Origin of the sequence: Neobacillus soli NBRC 102451 (assembly GCF_001591665.1) — a bacterium.
In the GTDB taxonomy this organism is placed as follows: Bacteria; Bacillota; Bacilli; order Bacillales; family Cytobacillaceae; genus Neobacillus; species Neobacillus soli.
In genome coordinates this window covers 13,330-32,724 of the sequence record NZ_BCVI01000046.1, presented here as the reverse complement: position 1 = coordinate 32,724, position 19,395 = coordinate 13,330, and the positions used below count along the sequence as shown (strand labels likewise).

Here is a 19,395-nt window from a genome sequence, read left to right as displayed (position 1 = left end):
TAATATGCGTGAGGTAGTAATTGTCGAGGGTGTTCGTACCCCAGTAGGAAGAAGAAATGGCGTATTAAAGGATATCCGTCCCGATGACTTGGCAGCTCTGACATTAAAAGAATTGGTTAACCGCGCCGGGATTGACCCCGCGGTTGTTGAGGATGTTATTTTAGGCTGCGTTACCCAAGCGGGCGAACAGGCAGGAGATATTGCCAGGGTTGCGGCGTTAATTGCCGGCTTCCCAATTGAAGTTCCGGGGACTACGATTGACCGCCAATGCGGCTCCAGCCAGCAGGCGGTTCATTTTGCTGCCCAAGCGATTCTTGCCGGTGATATGGACGTGGTGATTGCCGGTGGTGTGGAAAGCATGTCCCGTGTTCCAATGGGATCAAACTATAAAGGCGCAGAAGAACCTTTTAGTCCAAATTTAAGGTCGAAGTACGAAATGATTCATCAAGGACTATCGGCTGAGCGGATTGCTGAAAACTACGGCTTTACCCGTGAAGAGCTCGATCAATTTTCACTAGAAAGCCATCAAAAGGCATTAAAGGCACAAGAGGAAGGTTACTTTGCGAGAGAGATTTTTCCACTGGAAGTAACACTGACTGATGGAACAACTGCTGTTATCAAGGATGATTCCGGTCCAAGAAAAGGGACATCGTTGGAAGCGTTGTCAGCCCTAAAGCCCCCTTTTAAAGAAGACGGAATCATTCATGCCGGAAACTCCAGCCAAATAAGTGATGGGGCAGGAGCATTATTACTCATGTCCCGCGAGAAAGCAGAGGAGCTTGGTCTTAAGCCGCGCTTCCGTGTCCATACCCGCGTAGTCGTTGGCTCAGATCCAACCTTAATGCTGACAGGACCGATTCCGGCGACACAAAAGGCGTTGGCAAAATCAGGTCTCTCTATGGACGATATCGATGTATTCGAAGTCAATGAAGCTTTTGCACCTGTCCCGCTTGCCTGGTTGAAAGAGACTGGTGCTGACCCTTCAAAGCTCAATCCGAACGGCGGGGCGATTGCACTCGGTCACCCATTAGGCGGCAGCGGCGCGCGGTTAATGGTAACAATGATGCACGAACTTGAACGCACCGGCGGACGTTACGGATTGCAAACGATGTGCGAAGGCCACGGCATGGCAAACGCGACGATTATTGAGCGTTTGGACTAATATTGTTTACCCACTTAGATTGGGTTGCCTGCCTGATAAAAACGGATTCGCGAATAAAATGCTGAAATTCGCGAGTAAAATGGTGAAATTCGCGAGTAAAGAGTTCAAATTCGCGGGTAAACCGAAAAAATTCGCGAGTAAACCGGAATATGGCTGAAAACTATCAGAAATTGGTACGGATTAGCGGTTCCAATCGGGTTTGGCCGTAAAAAGAAACAAATTCCTAATAAGTGAGTTTATTTTAAGCAAAACTCGTTCTTTTGCTCGAGTTTTTTCTAAAAATACTCTTCGGAATTAATGAAGGCATTCGACCACCACCGATTGCCCTCAAATCAAAAATTGGAGGCGATTCAATGACCACGACAATCGGTAAAATCTTTGATTTAACGGTGAAAAAACATCCAAACAAGGAAGCCATCTATGACGTACGAAAAAATGTCCGCTATACGTACAAAGAGTGGAGCGAACAGGTCAACCGGCTTGCCAATGCCCTTTTAAATGAGGGCGTGAAAAAAGGCGACCGCGTTTCCACATTTATGTTTAACACCGAAGAATTAGGGACTGCCTTCTTTGCCTGTGCAAAAATCGGTGCTGTCTTCAATCCGATTAATTTTCGCTTAATGCCTGAGGAGGTAGCCTATATTTTATCTGATGCCGGCCCAAAGGTGGTTCTTTTTGAAAAAGCATTGGAGCCCGTCATCGCGGCGATAGAAAAGCGCTTTGATAAAATCGCCTTCTGGTTCATTGATGAGGAAAAACCGGAATACGCCGCCAGCTATCAGGCAAATGTCACTGCCGCATCAACTGATGATTTGAAAATTGAAGTTCATGAGAACGATATCTACGCGTTTATCTATACAAGCGGGACAACAGGAAGGCCAAAAGGAGTCATGCATAGCCATCGCAATATGGTGGACCAAAGTGTCCTTTGTATTGCTGCTGAAAAGCTAGAAGCAGAAGACGTTGGTCTTGTGACGGCACCAATGTTCCATTGTGCAGAACTTCATTGTGCCTTTCTGCCACGGGTGCATGCAGGTGCGAGCAATGTCATTTTGCATCAATTTAACCCAAAAGCCATCCTCCAATTATTTGAACAAGAGAGAATCACAAAATTATTTGCAGCACCAACGATGTGGAATATGATTCTTCAAGAGGACCTAGGTCAGTATGATCTTTCCAGTCTGAAGCTTGGTTTATACGGAGCAGCACCCATGGCACCATCGCTCGTTCATGCTCTCCATGACCGCCTAGGCATCTCCTTGATTCAAGCCTATGGGATGACGGAAATGGGTCCAGCGATTACCTTTCTTTCGGAAACTGATCAGCTGAGAAAAGCAGGCTCCGCTGGTCAGGCAGCTTTAAGTCATGATATCCGGGTTGTTCGCACAAGGGAAGATGGTCCATCGGAGCCCGACGATGTTGTCGCAACCGGGGAAACGGGAGAAATCATCGTTCAAGGCCCATGTATGATGATTGGTTATTTCAATCGCGAAGAAGCAACGGAAAAAGCACTCTATAAAGGCTGGTACCATTCTGGGGACATTGGTTACCTCGATGAAGATGGTTATCTTTTTGTCAATGATCGTGTCGACGATATGATTATTAGCGGAGGGGAGAACATTTACCCAAGGGAAGTCGAAGACATTTTGCATGGCCATGAAGGTGTCCTAGATGTTGCTATTGTTGGTCAGCCTGATGATCGCTGGGGCGAAACCGTGACAGCATTTGTTGTGAAAAAGGACCCGAAAATAACGGAACAAGATTTGGATGAATACTGCAAAGACAGTGATAAGCTTGCAAATTATAAACGTCCGCGGAAATACGTTTTCTGTGAGGCATTGCCGCGTAATGCGAGTGGGAAAATTATGAAATTTGTCCTAAGGAAACAACTCGAGGAGCTTTTTACCCCAGGCTCAACCAATGCGTAAGGAAGGGTTTTGATTATGTTAAAAGGTGTTAAAGTCATTGATTTTACAAACTATCTTCCCGGTCCGTATGCCACGTTACGACTAGCAGAGTTGGGTGCGGAAATCATCAAGGTTGAGCCGCCCAGCGGGGACCCAGCCAGGAATACAGGGATTTCAAAAGCGGGAACAGGGCTTGTCTTTCTAGCAAACAATCGCCAGAAAAATAGCATTGCTCTAAATTTGAAGGAAAAAGAAGACTTAGAAATAGCGCTAAAACTAATTGCCACTGCCGATGTGGTCCTTGAAAGCTTCAGACCAGGTGTCATGGAGAAACTGGGACTGGGATATGAGGCGGTTCGAAAAGTTAAGTACGATATCGTCTACTGTTCCATTTCCGGCTATGGCCAGACGGGGTCTTTAAGTAAGCTTGGCAATCATGACCTCAATTATATGGCTTTAAGCGGAGTTTTGGCACAACTCAAAGATAATCTAGGAAAACCAATTCATCCATCAATTACAATGGCAGATTATCTGGGTGGGTTTGCTGCTAATGAACGGATTCTTGCGGGGCTTGTTTCCCGATTTTTGACCGGACAAGGAAGCTATCATTCTATTTCTATCACAGATCAGTTGGTATCATTGCTTGGTAATCACGTTATGGTTGAAAAAGAAACTGGCGAGGGGACCGGCATTAATGTCCTAAACGGAAGCATTATTTCATACGCCATCTATGAATCAATGGAAGGCAGATATATTAGCTTGGGAGCACTGGAGCCAAAATTCTGGCAAAATTTTTGTATGGCACACGGACGCGAAGATTGGATAGAGGCTCATTTTTCCAAAACAGCAGAGTCCAACCCTGTTTTTCAAGAAGTAACAGCCCTTTTTAAAAGTAAAAGCTTCTATGAGTGGACTGAGTTTGCGCAAAAGGTAGATTGCTGCATGGCGCCAGTGCTTGAAGTAGGGGAACTAAACGAGAATCCCTATTTTAAAGAGAAGGAGCTTATATTTGCTTCTTCCTGGGGTGATTACCAAGTCAAAATGCACAGTGACCTAGAACTGCAATCAATGGCAGCCCCGCCCAAAAAAGACGAGCATAAAGATGAGATATTAAATAATATCCTGATATAATAGAGAGATCAGACTGCCGAGGAGAAATCGGCAGTCTACTTTTTGGGTGGCGCTTTTTCCGGGTTTTAATTTATCTGTTTAAAGCTAAAATCACCAAATGTTTCAGACCGAATTGTTTTTTCATGAAAGTTTAAAAAGGCTGTCACTTGATTCGGGATAACGATGCATTTGATCCCCGCATCAATCGCTGCGGCTGCTCCATTTAGCGAATCTTCGATAGCTAAGGCCTCATGCGGTTCAACTTGTAATGCTTCCAAAGCCTTTAGATAAAGAGTAGGATCCGGTTTAACCTTATCCACATCTTCGCTTGTTTTAATCACGGAGAAATAATCCCAAAGTTCAAATTGTCTAAGGAACCCTTCTACCCACTCCCTAGATGAACTTGAAGCAAGCCCAATCTTATATCCAAGGTCCTTAGCTTCATCCAATTTTTCCTTTACTCCCTCACGAATCTCTAAAATGCCTCTTTTTTCTAAAAAGCGTTCATTTGCTAATTGATTTATTTCTTGAGGATCTATTTTCATTCCAGTTTGTATTTCAATGTATTGAAAAAAAACTTCATCAGTCGTGCCGATACTCTTCGCAAATTCCTCTAGAGGCAAATCTATTTCGAATTCCTCCTTTACCAATTCCTTAAAAACGTGGAACCAAATTGTTTCTGTATCAATAATGGTTCCATCGAAATCAAATATCACTGCCTTAATCGCCATAATTACCTCTATTCTATAACTTTTTTGATTTCGTAGCCATTTTTCTCAAAGAGGGCGAGTATGCCATGTTCACCCTCTAAGTGTCCAAACCCGACGGCCACAAAATAAATATTACCGCTGCTTATATAGGCTTCAAACTTTTTCATCCAAGTTTTATTTCTATCCTCAACAAGAATTTTATTTTGCTTCTTTTCAAAGTCATCTGCTGATTCATCATTAATTATTTTTCCTCGGACATAATCCATATATAATTCCGAAAGCTGCCGTTTGGATTCTTTTAATGAGGGAATTTGCTTGATCACCTTATCTGCTTCATTCTCGGAATAAACCCGTTGTAATGCTTCAATTTGGAATTTTGGTGTTTCAAGATATTTGTTTGTTAAATAATTGGTATTCGCTAACTCAGTTATTTTTTGATCAACACCATTAGCTGCTGATAAATCATCAATACCTGCGTTTAAAAATAAACTTACCACAAACCACAACTTATATTCCTGTAGTGATTGATAATCAAGGTTATACTCTTTTGCTCTCTTTTTCAAAACAGCCTGTGCATCCTTAGATAAATAATCATTTAAGCTTTCATTATCTTTTAGAAAATACATATCTTTATTGACTGATTGTTGATATTCTCCATCGTTTAAGCCAATGGCATCCGTTTCTGTTACCAGAAACTCTGATTCCTTGACAGCCTGCTCAATTTTTTTAGAAAAGGGGTACATTTCATTTTTTCCAATATGAATGGTACCTAGCAAATACATATAGTGATGGTTTTTTTCGATTTTGTAAAAGGGCCACTTCACATCAATCGTTGCTTCTTTTCTTGCTTGATTTGCTGTAATGGAACAACTAACAAGAAATAAACATGTACAGACCGTAAACGTGGTGATTAATAAACGTTTCAAGGCAAAATGCACACTCCTTTATTCCTTCAATATTTCCTCGAAATAATTCTATTATACTTCTTTTGTTTTCAAACAATAGAATGAAAAGAGGTATAATAGAGGTAAGTTTTGAAATTGAAAGGAGGAAGTATCTTGTTTGAAAAAGCACTGCCATTATTAGAATCACATTTCGGTTATAGCACCTTTCGTACCGGTCAAGAGCAGGCGATCCGTTCCGTTTTATCCGGAGAAAACACAATCACCGTCATGCCGACCGGCGGGGGGAAGTCTATCTGCTATCAAATTCCTGCGCTGGTTCTTCCAGGTACCACAATTGTTATTTCCCCATTAATTTCTTTAATGAAGGACCAGGTAGATGCCCTCAATCAAGTTGGTATTCCAGCAACATTTATCAATAGTTCGCTAACTTTCAGCGAGGCAAATCAGCGCATGCATGAAGCGATGGAGGGAAAGTACAAGCTTTTATACATAGCGCCGGAACGATTGGAATCACGCGAATTTCTTGAAGACCTTTATAACATGGATATCCCTTTAGTTGCTGTCGACGAGGCGCACTGTATTTCGCAGTGGGGGCATGATTTCCGGCCAAGCTATCGGCATATTAAACAATTAGTTACCAGTCTGCCGCAAAAGCCGACTGTTCTGGCCTTGACAGCCACTGCCACACCAAGGGTGCGCGAGGATATTTGCGATTCCTTAGACATTGATGAAGAGAATACAATTATCACCGGGTTTGAGCGCGTTAATCTAACCTTTTCTGTCGTTAAAGGACAGGACCGGCTCAAGTTTTTAAATGATTATCTCAAAAAGAATGATAAAGAAGCAGGCATTATTTATGCTGCTACAAGGAAGAATGTCGATCAGCTTTATGAAAGATTGATGAAAGCTAACATCAAGGTCGCTCGGTATCATGCCGGGATGGGAGATGTAGAGCGGAATCGTGAGCAGGAACGGTTTTTAGAAGATAAAGCGACAGTAATGGTCGCAACCTCTGCCTTCGGGATGGGTATCGACAAATCAAATATCCGCTACGTCGTTCACTTTCAGCAGCCCAAAAATATGGAGAGTTATTATCAAGAAGCAGGCCGTGCGGGACGGGATGGTCTTCCTAGTGAGTGTATTCTTATCCATTCCTCCCAGGATGTTCAAGTTCAGCGCTTTTTAATTGACCAGTCGAGCGATCGAAGCCGGATTACACAAGAGTTAGAGAAGCTCCAGCAAATGGTCGATTACTGTCATACAGAAGGATGCCTGCAAGAGTATATTTTAAAATATTTTGGTGAAACAGAGACAGAAGCCTGCGGCAGGTGTGGCAATTGCTTGGATTCCCGGGCAAGCATTGACGTAACAAAGGAAGCACAAATGGTGATGTCCTGTGTGATTCGGATGGGGCAGCGGTTTGGAAAAACAATCACGGCCCAGGTGTTAACGGGTTCAAAAAATAAAAAAGTAACAGAAATGCATTTTGATAGGCTCCCAACCTATGGAATCATGAAGGATAGGAGTTCAAAAGATGTCAGTGACTTTATCGAATTCTTGATTTCACAGGAATTAATTGCGATTGAGCAGGGGCAGTTTCCAACTCTATTTGTTTCTCCAAAAGGAAAGGATATTTTGTTAGGCAAAGCTCAGGTTCACCGCAAAGAAACTGTCCAGGTCAAGCAAGTTTCCAAGGATGACCCATTGTTTGAGGAATTAAGAGAAGTACGGAAACGGGCAGCAGAAAGTGAAAAAGTACCGCCGTTTGTGATTTTTTCCGATGCTGCCTTAAAGGATATGTGCGCAAAGCTGCCAAGGTCGAGCGAGGAATTTTTGCAGGTTAGCGGTGTGGGAGAACTTAAGCTAAAAAAATATGGCCTTGAATTTATACATGCCATTCGTGAATTCTGCGAAACCAATCCGGACTATCAAAGCGAGCAGGTAACTGTTGAGAAAGCGGCAAAGAAGCCAGCCAAGAAAACTGGGGTCACCGATTCGCATATGGAAACATTGAAACTGCACCAAAACAATTTTTCGATAAACGAAATGGCCACCGAGCGAGATTTGGCGGTCAGCACGGTGGAAGGTCATCTAATTCAATGTGCCCAGCAGGGGTTAGAAGTTGATTTTTCAAAGCATATTCCTGCTGAATTCATGCCGCTATTAGCCCAGGCTGTAGAAGAGGCTGGCCGTGATCGCCTAAAGCCAATTAAGGAGCTCCTTCCTGATGAAGTTAGCTATTTCATGATTAAAGCCTATTTGTATTTTGTGAGTAAAAGTAAATAAAAGAATGACTGGCTTTAGGGGAAACCACATTCGTCAGCCATACTTTTAATAGAAATATAGGAAGAATATGTTAATATAAAATTACTAATTGTGATAGAAGGTGACCATCATTGAATCAAATGAAGAAGTTGTATTGCGCATTAAGGATTTAGAAAAGCACTATGGTATGAAAAACGTCCTCAAGGGTATTGATTTAACAGTCTATCGTGGGCAAATTATCGGCTATATTGGACCGAATGGCGCCGGTAAAAGTACGACGATTAAGATTTTGCTTGGGCTTGAAGGTGATTATTATGGTAAGGTTGAGGTTTTTGGCGAAGAAGTGACCGAGAAGAATATCGATTATAAGAGAAGGATTGGCTATGTACCGGAAATTGCTGAACTCTATGATAATCTCACTGCCTGTGAATACTTAACCTTTGTTGGAGAATTATATGGAATGGACATTAAGAGGACGGATGAAAAGGCGCAAAGGTTGATGAAGGTATTTGGCTTGGAAGAGGTTTACCACGCTAGAATTGCATCCTACTCGAAAGGAATGCGCCAAAAAGTACTAATTATCTCAAGCTTGCTGCATAACCCGGACCTATTATTTTTAGATGAGCCGTTAAGCGGTTTGGATGCCAATAGTGTGATGGTCTTTAAGGAGATATTAGCGATTCTGGCGGCACAAGGGAAAACGATTTTTTATTCGTCACACATTATGGATGTGGTCGAGAAAATTAGTAACCGGATTATTCTTATTAATGATGGAAAAATTGTCGCAGATGGCAGTTTTAATGAGTTGAAGGAGCAAAATAAAGAAGGGACACTGGAGCAGATTTTTAATCAACTGACAGGTTTTAATGAATATAAGGGCTTGGCAGAGGAATTCGTGTCCATCGTCGAAGAGGGTTGAGCGATGAAAAACTTTCAAACGCTGAGATTCCTAGATCTGTTTCGCGGCCTTTTTGAGTGCTTCGGCATCAATTATCCCGTCATGAGAAGAATATTGACGGTCAAATTAACAATGGATGGGCGGAGGACCCCGACCATCTTTAATCAAAATGCAAAAAAGAAGAAAAAGCCAGAAGAAAATGGCTTTATCAAGTCGTTAGGGATGTACGTATTATTAAGCGTCATGCTCATTCCTTTGGTGATTTTTGGAGAGAACTATCTTTATCAAATGAGTATCTTTTATGGTATCGTGATGTTTTTAGTGATGACATCAATGATCTCTGACTTTTCCAATGTGCTTCTTGATGTCAGGGATAAGGGAATTCTACTGACAAAACCAGTCGAAAAAAAGACACTTAATGCCGCCAAAACGGTTCATATTTGTATTTACTTGTTCTTTCTGACCGGTGCACTCACGGTAGCACCGGTAGTGATTGGAGCATTTAGACATGGGATTTTATTCTTACTTCTTTCCTTGATTGGGCTAATTTTAGTCAACCTATTTATTGTCGTTTTAACGGCGATTATCTACTATTTTATTTTGCGCTTCTTTGATGGTGAAAAACTAAAGGATATTATCAATTATGTTCAAATCGGCTTATCCGTTTCGATAGCGATTGGATATCAGGTTTTGGCAAGGGCCTTTAGTATCGTCGATATGAAAATTTCCTTTTCACCGAGTTGGTGGCAATTCTTTATACCACCAATTTGGTTCGGCGCGCCCTTTGAGTTGTTCCTATCACACCATTCAAACGTTTATCTTATCGGGTTTTCACTTTTGGCCTTGCTCGTACCGATTATTGCCATTGTGATTTATAGCCGGATGATGCCTGCTTTTGAAAGAAACCTGCAAAAACTAACCAATAATAGCGGGGCTGGAAAACGGAAGGAGCGTCAATGGAAAAACGGGCTAATCAATATTATTTGTAGAAGTAACGAGGAAAAGGTATTTTTTCGCTTTGCCGATAACATGATGCGAAACGAAAGGGAATTCCGTTTGAAGGTGTATCCATCATTAGGAATGTCACTCATTTTACCTTTTGTTTTTATGTTTAATGAAATTCAAATGAATTCCTTTGCTCATTTGGTGTCGAGTAAATGGTATTTAGCGATTTACATGTGTAATTTGATGATTCCGAATGCAGTGACAATGCTGAAATACTCAGGCAAATATAAAGGGGCATGGATTTATAAAACCGCACCTATACAAAGCCTAGCACCATTATATAGTGCCGCGTTAAAGGTGTTTATTGTCAACCTTTTTTTACCTGTTTATATTATCTTAAGTGCAATTTTTATCGGGATATTCGGAATGAAAATCATCGACGATTTATTGGTCATGTTTGTGACCGCTATTTTATACACAGTAATTTGTTCGAATTATCTTAAGGGAACACTGCCATTTTCCGAATCATTTGAGGATGCCCAGCAGAGCGGGGGATTAAAAATTATCCTTGCATTACTGCTGATGGTTGTTTTTGCGGGTATCCATCTTGCCGCTACCTTTATTCCATTTGGTGTGGTGATTTACTTTATCCTGCTCATTATTGGCACTATTTTTGCATGGAAACTGGCCAATAGGACGGTGTGGAATTTTTCATGAAAATCAGTAGGTATTTTTTGAATATTCATAATAGTTGTCGATATCCCGCTAATATTGTTGGTATTTCCCCGGGAATTTGTCGATAAAAAAAGAACAGGGCGTATCTGAAATTAGCTGCCCTGTTCTTGTTCATACTCATCCAAGAATAGCTTATTGCATATTGGCGATGCTGTTAGGCCGTTTTTTTTACCAGCTTGGGATGCCGGTGCATTGAAACAAACAAGATGATCCCGCTTATGATGAGAAGGGCACTTGTGCTGATAAAAACAGCGGAAAAACCGTAGTAACCGGAAATGAATCCGCCCAACATCGGACCGATAATATTCCCAAGGAACCGTAAACTTGTATTGTAGCCCAGTACCTCGCCCTGCATCGCAATCGGTGCTTCTTGACGGATATAGGCAATTCGGACAGGAATAATCCCCCCAATTGTGACACCGAGCGCGAAACGGATGATGACCAGCTGCCAGAAATTTGTAACGGCTGCCCCGGGGAGGTAAACAATGCCTGCAAAGAAAAGAAGGACGACTAATATTTTGATATAGCCGTATTTATCAGCAATTTTTCCCCAATTCCTTGACATCATCAAATTCCCAAGTCCGGCTGCGGAAAAAGCAATGCCTGAATAAAAAGCGACATTTATGGGTCCGTGTAGGTTACTAACAAATAAAGACAAAATCGGTTGGATACTAAAATGAGCAATTTGGACAAGAGCAGAGATTAGGAGAACGGTTAATAATACGGGATTACGAATGATATGATTAAGCACTTCTTTGCTTGAATAATGTGTTTTTGTGCCTTTTTTAACTTCAATCACAAATTCCTTCGTGGCGATGACAAGCAGGGCTGAAATGAATATGGAAATAGCTGTCCACTTAAAGGTGGTGGAATAACCAAGCGAATCTGCTAATATTCCGCCTAACATTGGCCCAAGCAATGAACCTGTAATACTGCCTGTTTGCAATGTGCCAAGGACACGGCCGGCAATCTGCTTTGGGGTTTGTGTAGAGATAAAAGCTTGTGACATTGGGATAAAGCCTGAGAAGAATCCCATGAAAAAGCGCAGCAACAATAGTTGCCAGACGGAATGGACAAAGCCCATTAGAAAAATGGAGAAGGCCATCCCTAATCCTGAAAAGATGAGAATTTTCTTCCTTCCATAGCGATCGCCAATTCTGCCCCAGATAGGCGAGAAAAGGAAGGCGGAAACAAACGTAATTGCAAACGTTAATCCAGACCAATGCTGGACATATTTTTCAGAAAAGTCCCCAAACGTCTCAATGTATAACGAAATAAACGGCATAACCATCGTCATACTCCCGGCAACAAAGAAGTTGGCAAACCACATAATCAGTAAATTACGTTTTGCACTTTCCTGCTGATTCACGGTAAATTACACTTCTTTCTATAACTTATTTCGTATTACTAAATATTATCATACCGAAAATTCATAAGTTAATAAAGTCAAATCCTTTTAATTACATTTTTTTATCTTTCCAGGGTTTTGCAGGTAGAGAATAAAATATTTATTAATAATATTCGAAACACTATTGACAACTTGTTAATGGAAGTTTAAATTAAGTTTAATACTTTAAATGAATAATATGTTCTCTTATCAAGAGTGGCAGAGGGACTGGCCCGATGACGCCCAGCAACCGTTCCGACAAGGAATTGGTGCTAAATCCTGCAAAACAAGTATTTGTTTTGAAAGATAAGAGAGGAGTAATCCTTCTATTTGTGATGAAACCTCTCTTTTCTGGAGAGGTTTTTTATTTTACATAAAAAAGAACCTTTCCGATGGGAATAACATGAATTGGTAAGAATCAAAAGGGGGAGCGTCAAAAATGAAAAGAAATATCTTTAAAAGCACACTCATATCAGCATTAGCGGCAACACTTTTACTATCAGGCTGTGCATCCGGGGGAGAAACGAAACAAGCAAGCGGTAATAAAAAGGTTTCCCTTGAAGGAGTACCGGAACAATTTGCGAAAGGTGACCAGTTAAAAATCAAGGTCATTCGTAAAATTGGCGGGGATGATCATACCGCTCAATTCCTAGCAGGTGCAAAAGAAGAAGGTGAAGCATTAGGGGTAAAAGTAGATGTGTTTACTGCAAATGGAGACACGGCGAAATTTCATGATGCCATCAATCAGGCTCTAGATCAAAACTATGATGGATTTATCATTTCCCATGGTGACGATGATGCCACTGTAAATGATGTAAAGAAAATCGTTGAAAAGGGAAAATTTGCTGTTGCCTTTGATTCCAATCCAAATCTAGCCAATGTGGAGGGAGTGACGCTTACTTCTCAGGATGACGAAGCGTTAGCAACGTTAGCACTTGACCAGCTTGTGAAAGAGACGGGAGGTAAGGCCAATATTGCTTACCTTTGGGTTGATGGGTTCCCGCCAATGGTTCGCCGTAACAAAGTCTATCAAGATGTACTTGCGAAAAATCCTGGGCTAAAAGAAGTGGAACGGTTTGGCGTTGCCGCTGCAGATACCAGCGTTCAAACGCAAAATGCCGTAGCCGCGATGTTGAATAAATACCCGAAAGGTAAATTAGATGCCATTTTTGCTACTTGGGATGCCTTTGCTATTGGCGCCGCCCGTGCTTTGAAAGAGGCTGGACGTGAAGAAGTGAAAATCTATGGTATTGATGTATCTAATGCGGATCTTCAGGAAATTCAAAGAAAAGGCAGTGCGTGGAAATATACAGCCGCGGTCGATCCTAAATTAATCGGTGCTGTCGACATGAGATTGCTTGCGAAAAAACTAGCTGGTGAAGATACACCAAAGACCTATGATTTAGAAGCGTCTCTTGTTTCGCAAAAAAATCTTCAGGATTCAAAGGATCCAGTGAATATGGTTAATCTTGCAAAAATCACTCCGGGCTGGGGGGAGTCCACGGCATTTGAAGAAGATTGGATAAAAACGTTAAAGAAACATTATAAGAAATAATCGGCTTGTAACGCGGCACTCTCTTTTTCAAAAGATTAAGAGAGTGTCGTTTTGATAGGGGGGAGCAATTTGACGAGTTCAACATTAGAAATGAAAAATATCTCCATTGAATTTCCGGGTGTAAAAGCATTAAATCAGGTCAATTTTTCAATGGAAACGGGAAAAATTCATGCATTAATTGGAGCAAATGGTGCGGGGAAATCAACGTTAATGAAGGTGCTCTCCGGGGCCTATAACCACTATACCGGTGAGATATCGATGGAAGGAAGAAGCCTGAAAATTCGTTCCCCGAAAAATGCTCAGGACTTTGGAATTCAAATTGTTTACCAGGAGGTAGATACGGCCCTCATCCCGTATTTAACTGTAGCAGAAAATATTATGCTGATGGACACCGTCCATAACATGGGAAAAAGGCAATGGATGAAATGGAAGGAGCTACATCTAAAAGCGGCTCAAATATTGACGAAGATGAATATTACGGTTTCAACGAAGAAACTTGTCAGCGAATTGTCACTCGCAGAAAAACAAATGATTTTAATCGCAAGAGCTGTTTCAAATCAGTGTAAATTTCTTATTTTAGATGAACCAACTGCTCCATTGAGCCATACCGAAACGAGCGAACTTTTTCGGATTGTGCGAGATTTACAAAAGCAAAATGTAGGGATTATCTTTATTTCCCATCGTCTGCCGGAAATTTTCGACGTTTGTGACGAAATAACCATCATGCGAAATGGTGAATTTGTTGTCAAAGAAAACATTGCTGAGATTACCCAAAACAAAGTGGTTGAGCATATGCTTGGGCAAAAGCTAGAAGAGCAGTTTCCAGAGAAAAATGCGACGATTGGAAACACAGTCCTTGAAGTGAAAGGACTTTCAGATAAAGAAAAAATTAAAGATTTACATATACATGTGAACGCAGGAGAAATCGTTGGGATTGCGGGGCTTGTTGGTGCGGGGAAAACAGAATTGTGTAAAGCGTTATTTGGTGCTGAGAAACTTACTGGAGGAGAAGTCCTTCTTAATGGAAAGAAAATAACATTAAAGAGCCCATATGATGCCGTTATGAAGGGGATTGCCTTAGTTCCAGAGGAAAGGCGCAAGGAAGGGATTCTTGTCCTTGAATCAGTAGAATCCAATTTGACAGCCGCGAACCTAGGGAGCTTTTCAAAGGTGTTTAGCTTTTTAGATCGAAAAAGAGAAAAAGAGACGGCAAAGCACTTGATTAACCGTCTTGGAATTAAAACACCTTCAGAAGAAACGAAGGTCCAAAATCTATCGGGGGGAAATCAGCAAAAGGTAGCCATTGGGAAGTGGCTTGTTGCTGAAGCGGATATCTACATCTTTGATGAACCGACCAAAGGCGTCGATGTGGGGGCAAAGAAGGATATTTTTGAATTGATTGCTGAATTGGCGAGCCGGGGGAAAGCAATCATCTATGCCTCGTCGGAGCTTTCGGAGATTATCGGGATTACAGACCGGGTCTATGTTTTATATGATGGGGAATCTGTGAGAGAACTAGAAACAAAGAACACGAATGAAGAAGAACTATTATTTTATTCAGCAGGGGGCAGGTAATATGGAGGCAAAGATTTCAGCGAAGAATCAGGGAGCCCCGGCGAAAAAGGCATTTGAACTATTTCAATTTTTATACAAATACGGGACGATTATCACCATTCTTGTCCTTATCATTGTATTTGCAGCAGCCAATCCGGTATTTATTCAGGGGAGTAACATCGTAAATATTTTACGCTCAATCTCGATTGTGACGATTATTGCGATTGGCATCACGATTTCGTTGTCAGTGGATGGCTTCGATCTTTCGGTCGGCTCGGTGGCATCGCTCTCTAACGCAATTGTCATTTCAATGTTTGTTTGGTTTTCACAAAATACGTTGTTGGCGATTATTTCCGCAATTGCGGCATCTTTAGTGGTTGGAGCATTAAACTCGTTCATGATTGTGAAGCTTAGAATCCCCGATATGCTGATGACGTTAGCAACAATGTTTATCATTCAGGGGACGGCACTTACCTATACAAAAGGGGCAACCGTTTCGCAAAACATGGTCATGCCTGATGGCTCGATGGCCAATGGTCTAATTAGTCCATTTTTTGCAAAAATCGGCGAGGTGCCATGGATTATCCTTATTATGATAGTGGCTGTTGTGTTTGTGCATATCTTTTTGACGTACACAAAGCATGGACGTTATATGTATGTGATTGGCGGCAATAAAGAAGCGGCGAGACTTTCTGGAATTCCTGTGAATAAATATAAGGTAGCAGCTTATTTGCTTTCGGCTCTATTTGCAGCGATTGGCGGGATTGTGTTAGCTTCAAGGGTCATGACTTCAGAAATCAATTCAGGTGCGCCTTATTTAATGGATTCAGTTGCTGCTGCATTTATTGGCTTTTCTGTCCTAGGAGCTGGCAAGGCTAATGCGTTTGGAACATTTGTCGGGGCAGTGTTGATCGGAATTTTGCAAAACGGTCTCGTGATGATGTCTGTACCTTACTATGCAATGGATATTGTCAAAGGGGCAGTACTGGCCTTTGCGCTGGCGATAACGTATTACAAGCAAAAATAAATTATTATAGGATGAAACCTATTCACATTGTGGATAGGTTTATTTTTTTGCTTATTTAATTACTCCAGAGGGTCAATAGTTAATTCGCAAATAAACTGTCACGATTCGCAAATAAAACCTATATTTTCGCAAATAAACTGTCATGATTCGCAAATAAATCCCTATTTTTCGCAAATAAACTTCTTAAAGTTGGAGTTTTAATGAAAGATTATTAAAAAAAACATTGTTTATATCCTTGTAATTGGACCCTAAAGTTTGCATGTTGTGTTTTATCAGCGGATTTCAGCTATTTTTCGGCGAATCCAGCCTGTTTATCAGCGAATTGCCCCATTTATCAGTGGAAATCGTGATTTTATCAGCGAATCAAAAAAGTGAGTAGTTGGGGGTTACACTTACTTAAAAATGAACGGAAAAAATATCCATTTTACATATTGACAACATATATATTATCATTGATAATATAAACATAAATAATATGGAGTTGAAACGAAATGAACATACAAGACGTAATCCTTGGCTTTATCTATGAGGAACCGATGAGCGGCTATGATATCAAGCAAATGATGGAGAATTCCGTCTCATACTTTTTTGATGCATCATATGGAGCAATTTATCCGGCATTAAGGAAGATGGAAAAGGAAGGACTGGTGGAAAAACAGGTGATCCTGCAAGAGGGAAAACCGAACAAGAATTTATTCGCGATTACAGAAAGTGGGAAGGAACAATTTCAGCAGTATCTTAGCAGTCCCATCACCCCAACCATTACAAGGTCAGATGTCCTCATCCGTATCTTTTTTGGACGATTTACTACCAAGGAAAAAATTCAGGAATGGCTGCTGGAGGAACGTGAAAAAAGCCAGGCAATGTATGACAACTTAATAGGAATTGCTGATTTGTATCCAGACATGGAACCGCACAAAAGGTTCACACTCGAGTTTGGCATCCGCCAGGCAGAGATGATATTGGGCATGGTCAACGAAGAACTAAAAAAATTGAATGAACAACAAGGGGAGTAATCAAAATGAAGGGTACGGGTGGAATGAAGGTTGTTTTGCTCATGTGTTTAGGGATATTTGTTTGTATGCTTGATTCAACAATTATGAACATCACACTGCCGGCTATTCAGGACAGCCTCCATACGACATTGGAAACGAGCTCGTGGATGCTGAATGTCTACACGATGACGATTGCCGTTCTAGCGATTCCGATGGCAAGGTTTGCAGAGATGTTTGGCAGACATAAATTTTACATTGCGGGGCTATTTGTTTTCGGGTTAGGTTCGGCCTTATGCGGACTTGCAAGCAACGGGGATTTCTTAATCGCTGCCCGGTTCATTCAAAGCTTTGGTGCCGCGATTTTAATTCCCTGCAGCATGGTCATCGGGATTGCTGCCATGCCGATTGAAAAACGGACGCTCCCACTAACCTTGCTAGGTGCTACACAAGGTTTAGCAACCGCGTTAGGGCCGACGGTTGGCGGAATCATTACTGAAAAGTTAAGCTGGCATTGGGTCTTTTATGTTAACGTTCCAATCTGTTTCATTGCCATTGTCGGTGCATTCCTTATACTGAAATTAAAGAAAGAAAGTCGTGTAAAGTCAAAAATAGACTGGTTTGGATTGCTGTTCTCTGTTACGGCTATTTTTCCGCTTAATCTCGTGTTAATCAAAGGAAATGCTTGGGGCTGGGATAGCACTCAAGCGATTCTTTGCTACATTGTTACCGTCGTTTCGATTGCGCTCTTCATATTTGTCGAGAAAAAGTCTAAGGCCCCGATGGTTAATCTAAATCTTTTTAAAGACCGCTTGTTTACAGGCTCAGTTGTAACAGTGACAACCGGTTTTATCTTCCTTATCGGTGTCATGGTCCTCCTGCCTCAGTTCTTAACTAACTTCCAGCATAAGACGGAGCTTCAAGCCGCACTTCTCGTCACACCTGTATCTGCCTCCATCTTTGTATTTTCCAACTTCGCCGGTTTGCTTACCAAAAAGATTGGCTATACAATTCCCGTCATTTTTGGGTTTGGAATAATGGCTATCGCCTATTATTTGTTACACAATTTAAATATCGATAGTACCTCAAAAGAAATTATCCTGCTTTGCAGTTTGCTTGGCTTAGGGTTTAGCTTTGTTATTTCTTCAGCCACCATTGCGAGCACATCTTCGTTTGAAGGAGAATTACTCACAGCCTCCCAGGGAGTTTTTTCGATGCTAAGGCAAGTAGGGGTAGTGTTAGCCGTCGCTATCTTTGTTGCTGGACTAACGAATAATATTCAGGCTAAAAAAAGGGATGTTGTCCATTTTGCCGCCCAAACACTTGGAAAACTGGAAGTACCGCAAACGGAAAAAGAGAAAATTTCAAGTGAAACGAGAAAATCAATTAATGCTGGCGAAACTTCCCGCCAAACGAATCCGAACTTAGTGTCGGCAGCGGAACGTCAACAAATCATTAATCTGAACGTCCAAAAAACCCTAGCTTCTATTCCCGAAGGACAAAGACCAAAGGCAAAGGGACAGATTTATCAAAAGGTTGAAAAACAGGTGGATGAGGACATTGCCAAAAAGGGAAAATTGGTAAAGGTTTATGAAAACCAGGTGGCAGGTTATGCTCAAAAAACGATCGCCTCCAGCTTTGCTGACTTGTATAAGGCAAGTATTCCATTTGTATTACTTTCCTGCTTAACTGGAATTATCTTTTTAGAAAGAAAGAGGAAGTCCGCTGCTCCTTTTGCGAATACTCCTGCAATAGAGTAAATAAATAATATAGACCTAGTTCCTATAAAGCTGGTTATAAAAAAGGGAGTGGAGCCAATGGAGGCATTAAAATTAATGAACCTAGGGGTACGGTTTCTGTTAGAAATCATCGCATTAGTGATAGTAGGATATTGGGGATTTCATATCACACAGGGAACAATCATGAAGTTCCTGTTGGGAATCGGGTCACCACTAGTAGTAGCCGTAATTTGGGGAATGTTTGGAGCACCCAAGGCTCCGTTTGTATTAAGTGGCTTCCCCTTTCTTTTATTAGAAATTGTCATTTTTGGATTGCTTGCCGCTGCCTTGTTTTTTATCGGGAAACCAACGCTGGCCTCTATTTGCGGGCTGATTGTAGTGATAAATCTAATTTTCATGAAGATTTGGCACCAGTAATTAAAAATAGACAGCATTCAATAGTTACTGGCTGGTTTGTTTAATATTGCTTCCATGGCTTGTTTTGATTTACACTAAGTAACAAAT

At 41.3% G+C, this 19,395-nt stretch carries 15 protein-coding genes and 1 riboswitch; of the genes, 12 read left to right on the top strand and 3 right to left on the bottom strand.

The window, feature by feature from the left end; genetic code table 11:
* The first annotated feature begins 4 nt into the window (after positions 1–4).
* The 3 genes from BSO02S_RS16325 (at position 5) to BSO02S_RS16315 (ending at position 4,200) form a co-directional block, all read left to right on the top strand.
* Complete coding sequence (locus BSO02S_RS16325) at positions 5–1,162, top strand: thiolase family protein (RefSeq protein ID WP_066069580.1); 1,158 nt, start codon at positions 5–7, stop codon at positions 1,160–1,162.
* Positions 1,163–1,515: 353 nt separating this feature from the next.
* Complete coding sequence (locus BSO02S_RS16320) at positions 1,516–3,090, top strand: fatty acid--CoA ligase (protein ID WP_066069577.1); 1,575 nt, start codon at positions 1,516–1,518, stop codon at positions 3,088–3,090.
* Positions 3,091–3,105: 15 nt separating this feature from the next.
* The gene (locus BSO02S_RS16315) at positions 3,106–4,200 is read left to right on the top strand and encodes a CaiB/BaiF CoA transferase family protein (protein WP_066069574.1); all 1,095 of its coding nucleotides are present in this window, start codon (positions 3,106–3,108) and stop codon (positions 4,198–4,200) included.
* A 65-nt stretch (positions 4,201–4,265) separates the two neighbouring features.
* On the opposite strand, the gene BSO02S_RS16310 is transcribed toward BSO02S_RS16315, so the two are convergent.
* Positions 4,266–4,904, bottom strand: a complete 639-nt coding sequence (locus BSO02S_RS16310) for an HAD family hydrolase (RefSeq protein ID WP_066069641.1) — start codon at positions 4,902–4,904, stop codon at positions 4,266–4,268.
* Between the two features lie 14 nt (positions 4,905–4,918).
* The gene (locus tag BSO02S_RS16305) at positions 4,919–5,815 is read right to left on the bottom strand and encodes a TraB/GumN family protein (protein WP_142303747.1); all 897 of its coding nucleotides are present in this window, start codon (positions 5,813–5,815) and stop codon (positions 4,919–4,921) included.
* A 132-nt stretch (positions 5,816–5,947) separates the two neighbouring features.
* Between BSO02S_RS16305 and recQ the strand changes: the two genes are divergently transcribed.
* The 3 genes from recQ (at position 5,948) to BSO02S_RS16290 (ending at position 10,619) form a co-directional block, all read left to right on the top strand.
* On the top strand, positions 5,948–8,080 hold the full coding sequence (recQ, locus tag BSO02S_RS16300) for a DNA helicase RecQ (protein ID WP_066069567.1): 2,133 nt from the start codon (positions 5,948–5,950) through the stop codon (positions 8,078–8,080).
* A gap of 166 nt (positions 8,081–8,246) precedes the next feature.
* Positions 8,247–8,978 (top strand): ABC transporter ATP-binding protein, encoded by a 732-nt coding sequence (locus tag BSO02S_RS16295; RefSeq protein ID WP_066069636.1) that lies wholly within the window; start codon positions 8,247–8,249, stop codon positions 8,976–8,978.
* A gap of 3 nt (positions 8,979–8,981) precedes the next feature.
* Positions 8,982–10,619: a hypothetical protein gene (locus BSO02S_RS16290; RefSeq protein ID WP_066069565.1), complete on the top strand. Its 1,638-nt coding sequence runs from the start codon at positions 8,982–8,984 to the stop codon at positions 10,617–10,619.
* A gap of 172 nt (positions 10,620–10,791) precedes the next feature.
* Here BSO02S_RS16290 and BSO02S_RS16285 read toward each other — a convergent pair whose 3' ends face one another.
* Complete coding sequence (locus BSO02S_RS16285; protein WP_066069633.1) at positions 10,792–11,967, bottom strand: MFS transporter; 1,176 nt, start codon at positions 11,965–11,967, stop codon at positions 10,792–10,794.
* Positions 11,968–12,228: 261 nt separating this feature from the next.
* Positions 12,229–12,337, top strand: a riboswitch (SAM riboswitch).
* 126 nt (positions 12,338–12,463) lie between these two features.
* Between BSO02S_RS16285 and BSO02S_RS16280 the strand changes: the two genes are divergently transcribed.
* The 6 genes from BSO02S_RS16280 to BSO02S_RS16255 all read left to right on the top strand — a co-directional run bounded on the left by BSO02S_RS16280 (position 12,464) and on the right by BSO02S_RS16255 (position 19,308).
* Positions 12,464–13,579 carry a sugar ABC transporter substrate-binding protein gene (locus tag BSO02S_RS16280; protein WP_066069562.1) on the top strand — a complete coding sequence of 372 codons (1,116 nt, stop codon included), beginning with the start codon at positions 12,464–12,466 and terminating at the stop codon, positions 13,577–13,579.
* 90 nt (positions 13,580–13,669) lie between these two features.
* Entirely contained in the window at positions 13,670–15,154 is a 1,485-nt protein-coding gene (locus BSO02S_RS16275) for a sugar ABC transporter ATP-binding protein (protein ID WP_066069630.1), read from the top strand.
* A 1-nt stretch (position 15,155) separates the two neighbouring features.
* A complete protein-coding gene (locus BSO02S_RS16270; RefSeq protein WP_066069559.1) occupies positions 15,156–16,160 on the top strand; it encodes an ABC transporter permease in 1,005 nt (334 codons plus the stop codon).
* 491 nt (positions 16,161–16,651) lie between these two features.
* Entirely contained in the window at positions 16,652–17,176 is a 525-nt protein-coding gene (locus BSO02S_RS16265; protein ID WP_066069554.1) for a PadR family transcriptional regulator, read from the top strand.
* Between the two features lie 5 nt (positions 17,177–17,181).
* Positions 17,182–18,912 carry an MFS transporter gene (locus tag BSO02S_RS16260; RefSeq protein WP_066069551.1) on the top strand — a complete coding sequence of 577 codons (1,731 nt, stop codon included), beginning with the start codon at positions 17,182–17,184 and terminating at the stop codon, positions 18,910–18,912.
* Positions 18,913–18,969: 57 nt separating this feature from the next.
* Positions 18,970–19,308, top strand: coding sequence for a YrdB family protein (locus BSO02S_RS16255; RefSeq protein ID WP_235846935.1), 339 nt, complete (start codon positions 18,970–18,972; stop codon positions 19,306–19,308).
* Positions 19,309–19,395 lie beyond the last annotated feature (87 nt).

Bases quoted from the DNA above. Each gene is read 5' to 3' on its own strand.
- BSO02S_RS16325 (WP_066069580.1), top strand. From the start codon at position 5: ATGCGTGAGGTAGTAATTGTCGAGGGTGTTCGTACCCCAGTAGGAAGA.
- BSO02S_RS16320 (WP_066069577.1), top strand. From the start codon at position 1,516: ATGACCACGACAATCGGTAAAATCTTTGATTTAACGGTGAAAAAACAT.
- BSO02S_RS16315 (WP_066069574.1), top strand. From the start codon at position 3,106: ATGTTAAAAGGTGTTAAAGTCATTGATTTTACAAACTATCTTCCCGGT.
- BSO02S_RS16295 (WP_066069636.1), top strand. From the start codon at position 8,247: ATGAAAAACGTCCTCAAGGGTATTGATTTAACAGTCTATCGTGGGCAA.
- BSO02S_RS16290 (WP_066069565.1), top strand. From the start codon at position 8,982: ATGAAAAACTTTCAAACGCTGAGATTCCTAGATCTGTTTCGCGGCCTT.
- BSO02S_RS16285 (WP_066069633.1), bottom strand. From the start codon at position 11,967: ATGTGGTTTGCCAACTTCTTTGTTGCCGGGAGTATGACGATGGTTATG.
- BSO02S_RS16280 (WP_066069562.1), top strand. From the start codon at position 12,464: ATGAAAAGAAATATCTTTAAAAGCACACTCATATCAGCATTAGCGGCA.
- BSO02S_RS16275 (WP_066069630.1), top strand. From the start codon at position 13,670: ATGAAAAATATCTCCATTGAATTTCCGGGTGTAAAAGCATTAAATCAG.
- BSO02S_RS16270 (WP_066069559.1), top strand. From the start codon at position 15,156: ATGGAGGCAAAGATTTCAGCGAAGAATCAGGGAGCCCCGGCGAAAAAG.
- BSO02S_RS16265 (WP_066069554.1), top strand. From the start codon at position 16,652: ATGAACATACAAGACGTAATCCTTGGCTTTATCTATGAGGAACCGATG.
- BSO02S_RS16260 (WP_066069551.1), top strand. From the start codon at position 17,182: ATGAAGGGTACGGGTGGAATGAAGGTTGTTTTGCTCATGTGTTTAGGG.
- BSO02S_RS16255 (WP_235846935.1), top strand. From the start codon at position 18,970: ATGGAGGCATTAAAATTAATGAACCTAGGGGTACGGTTTCTGTTAGAA.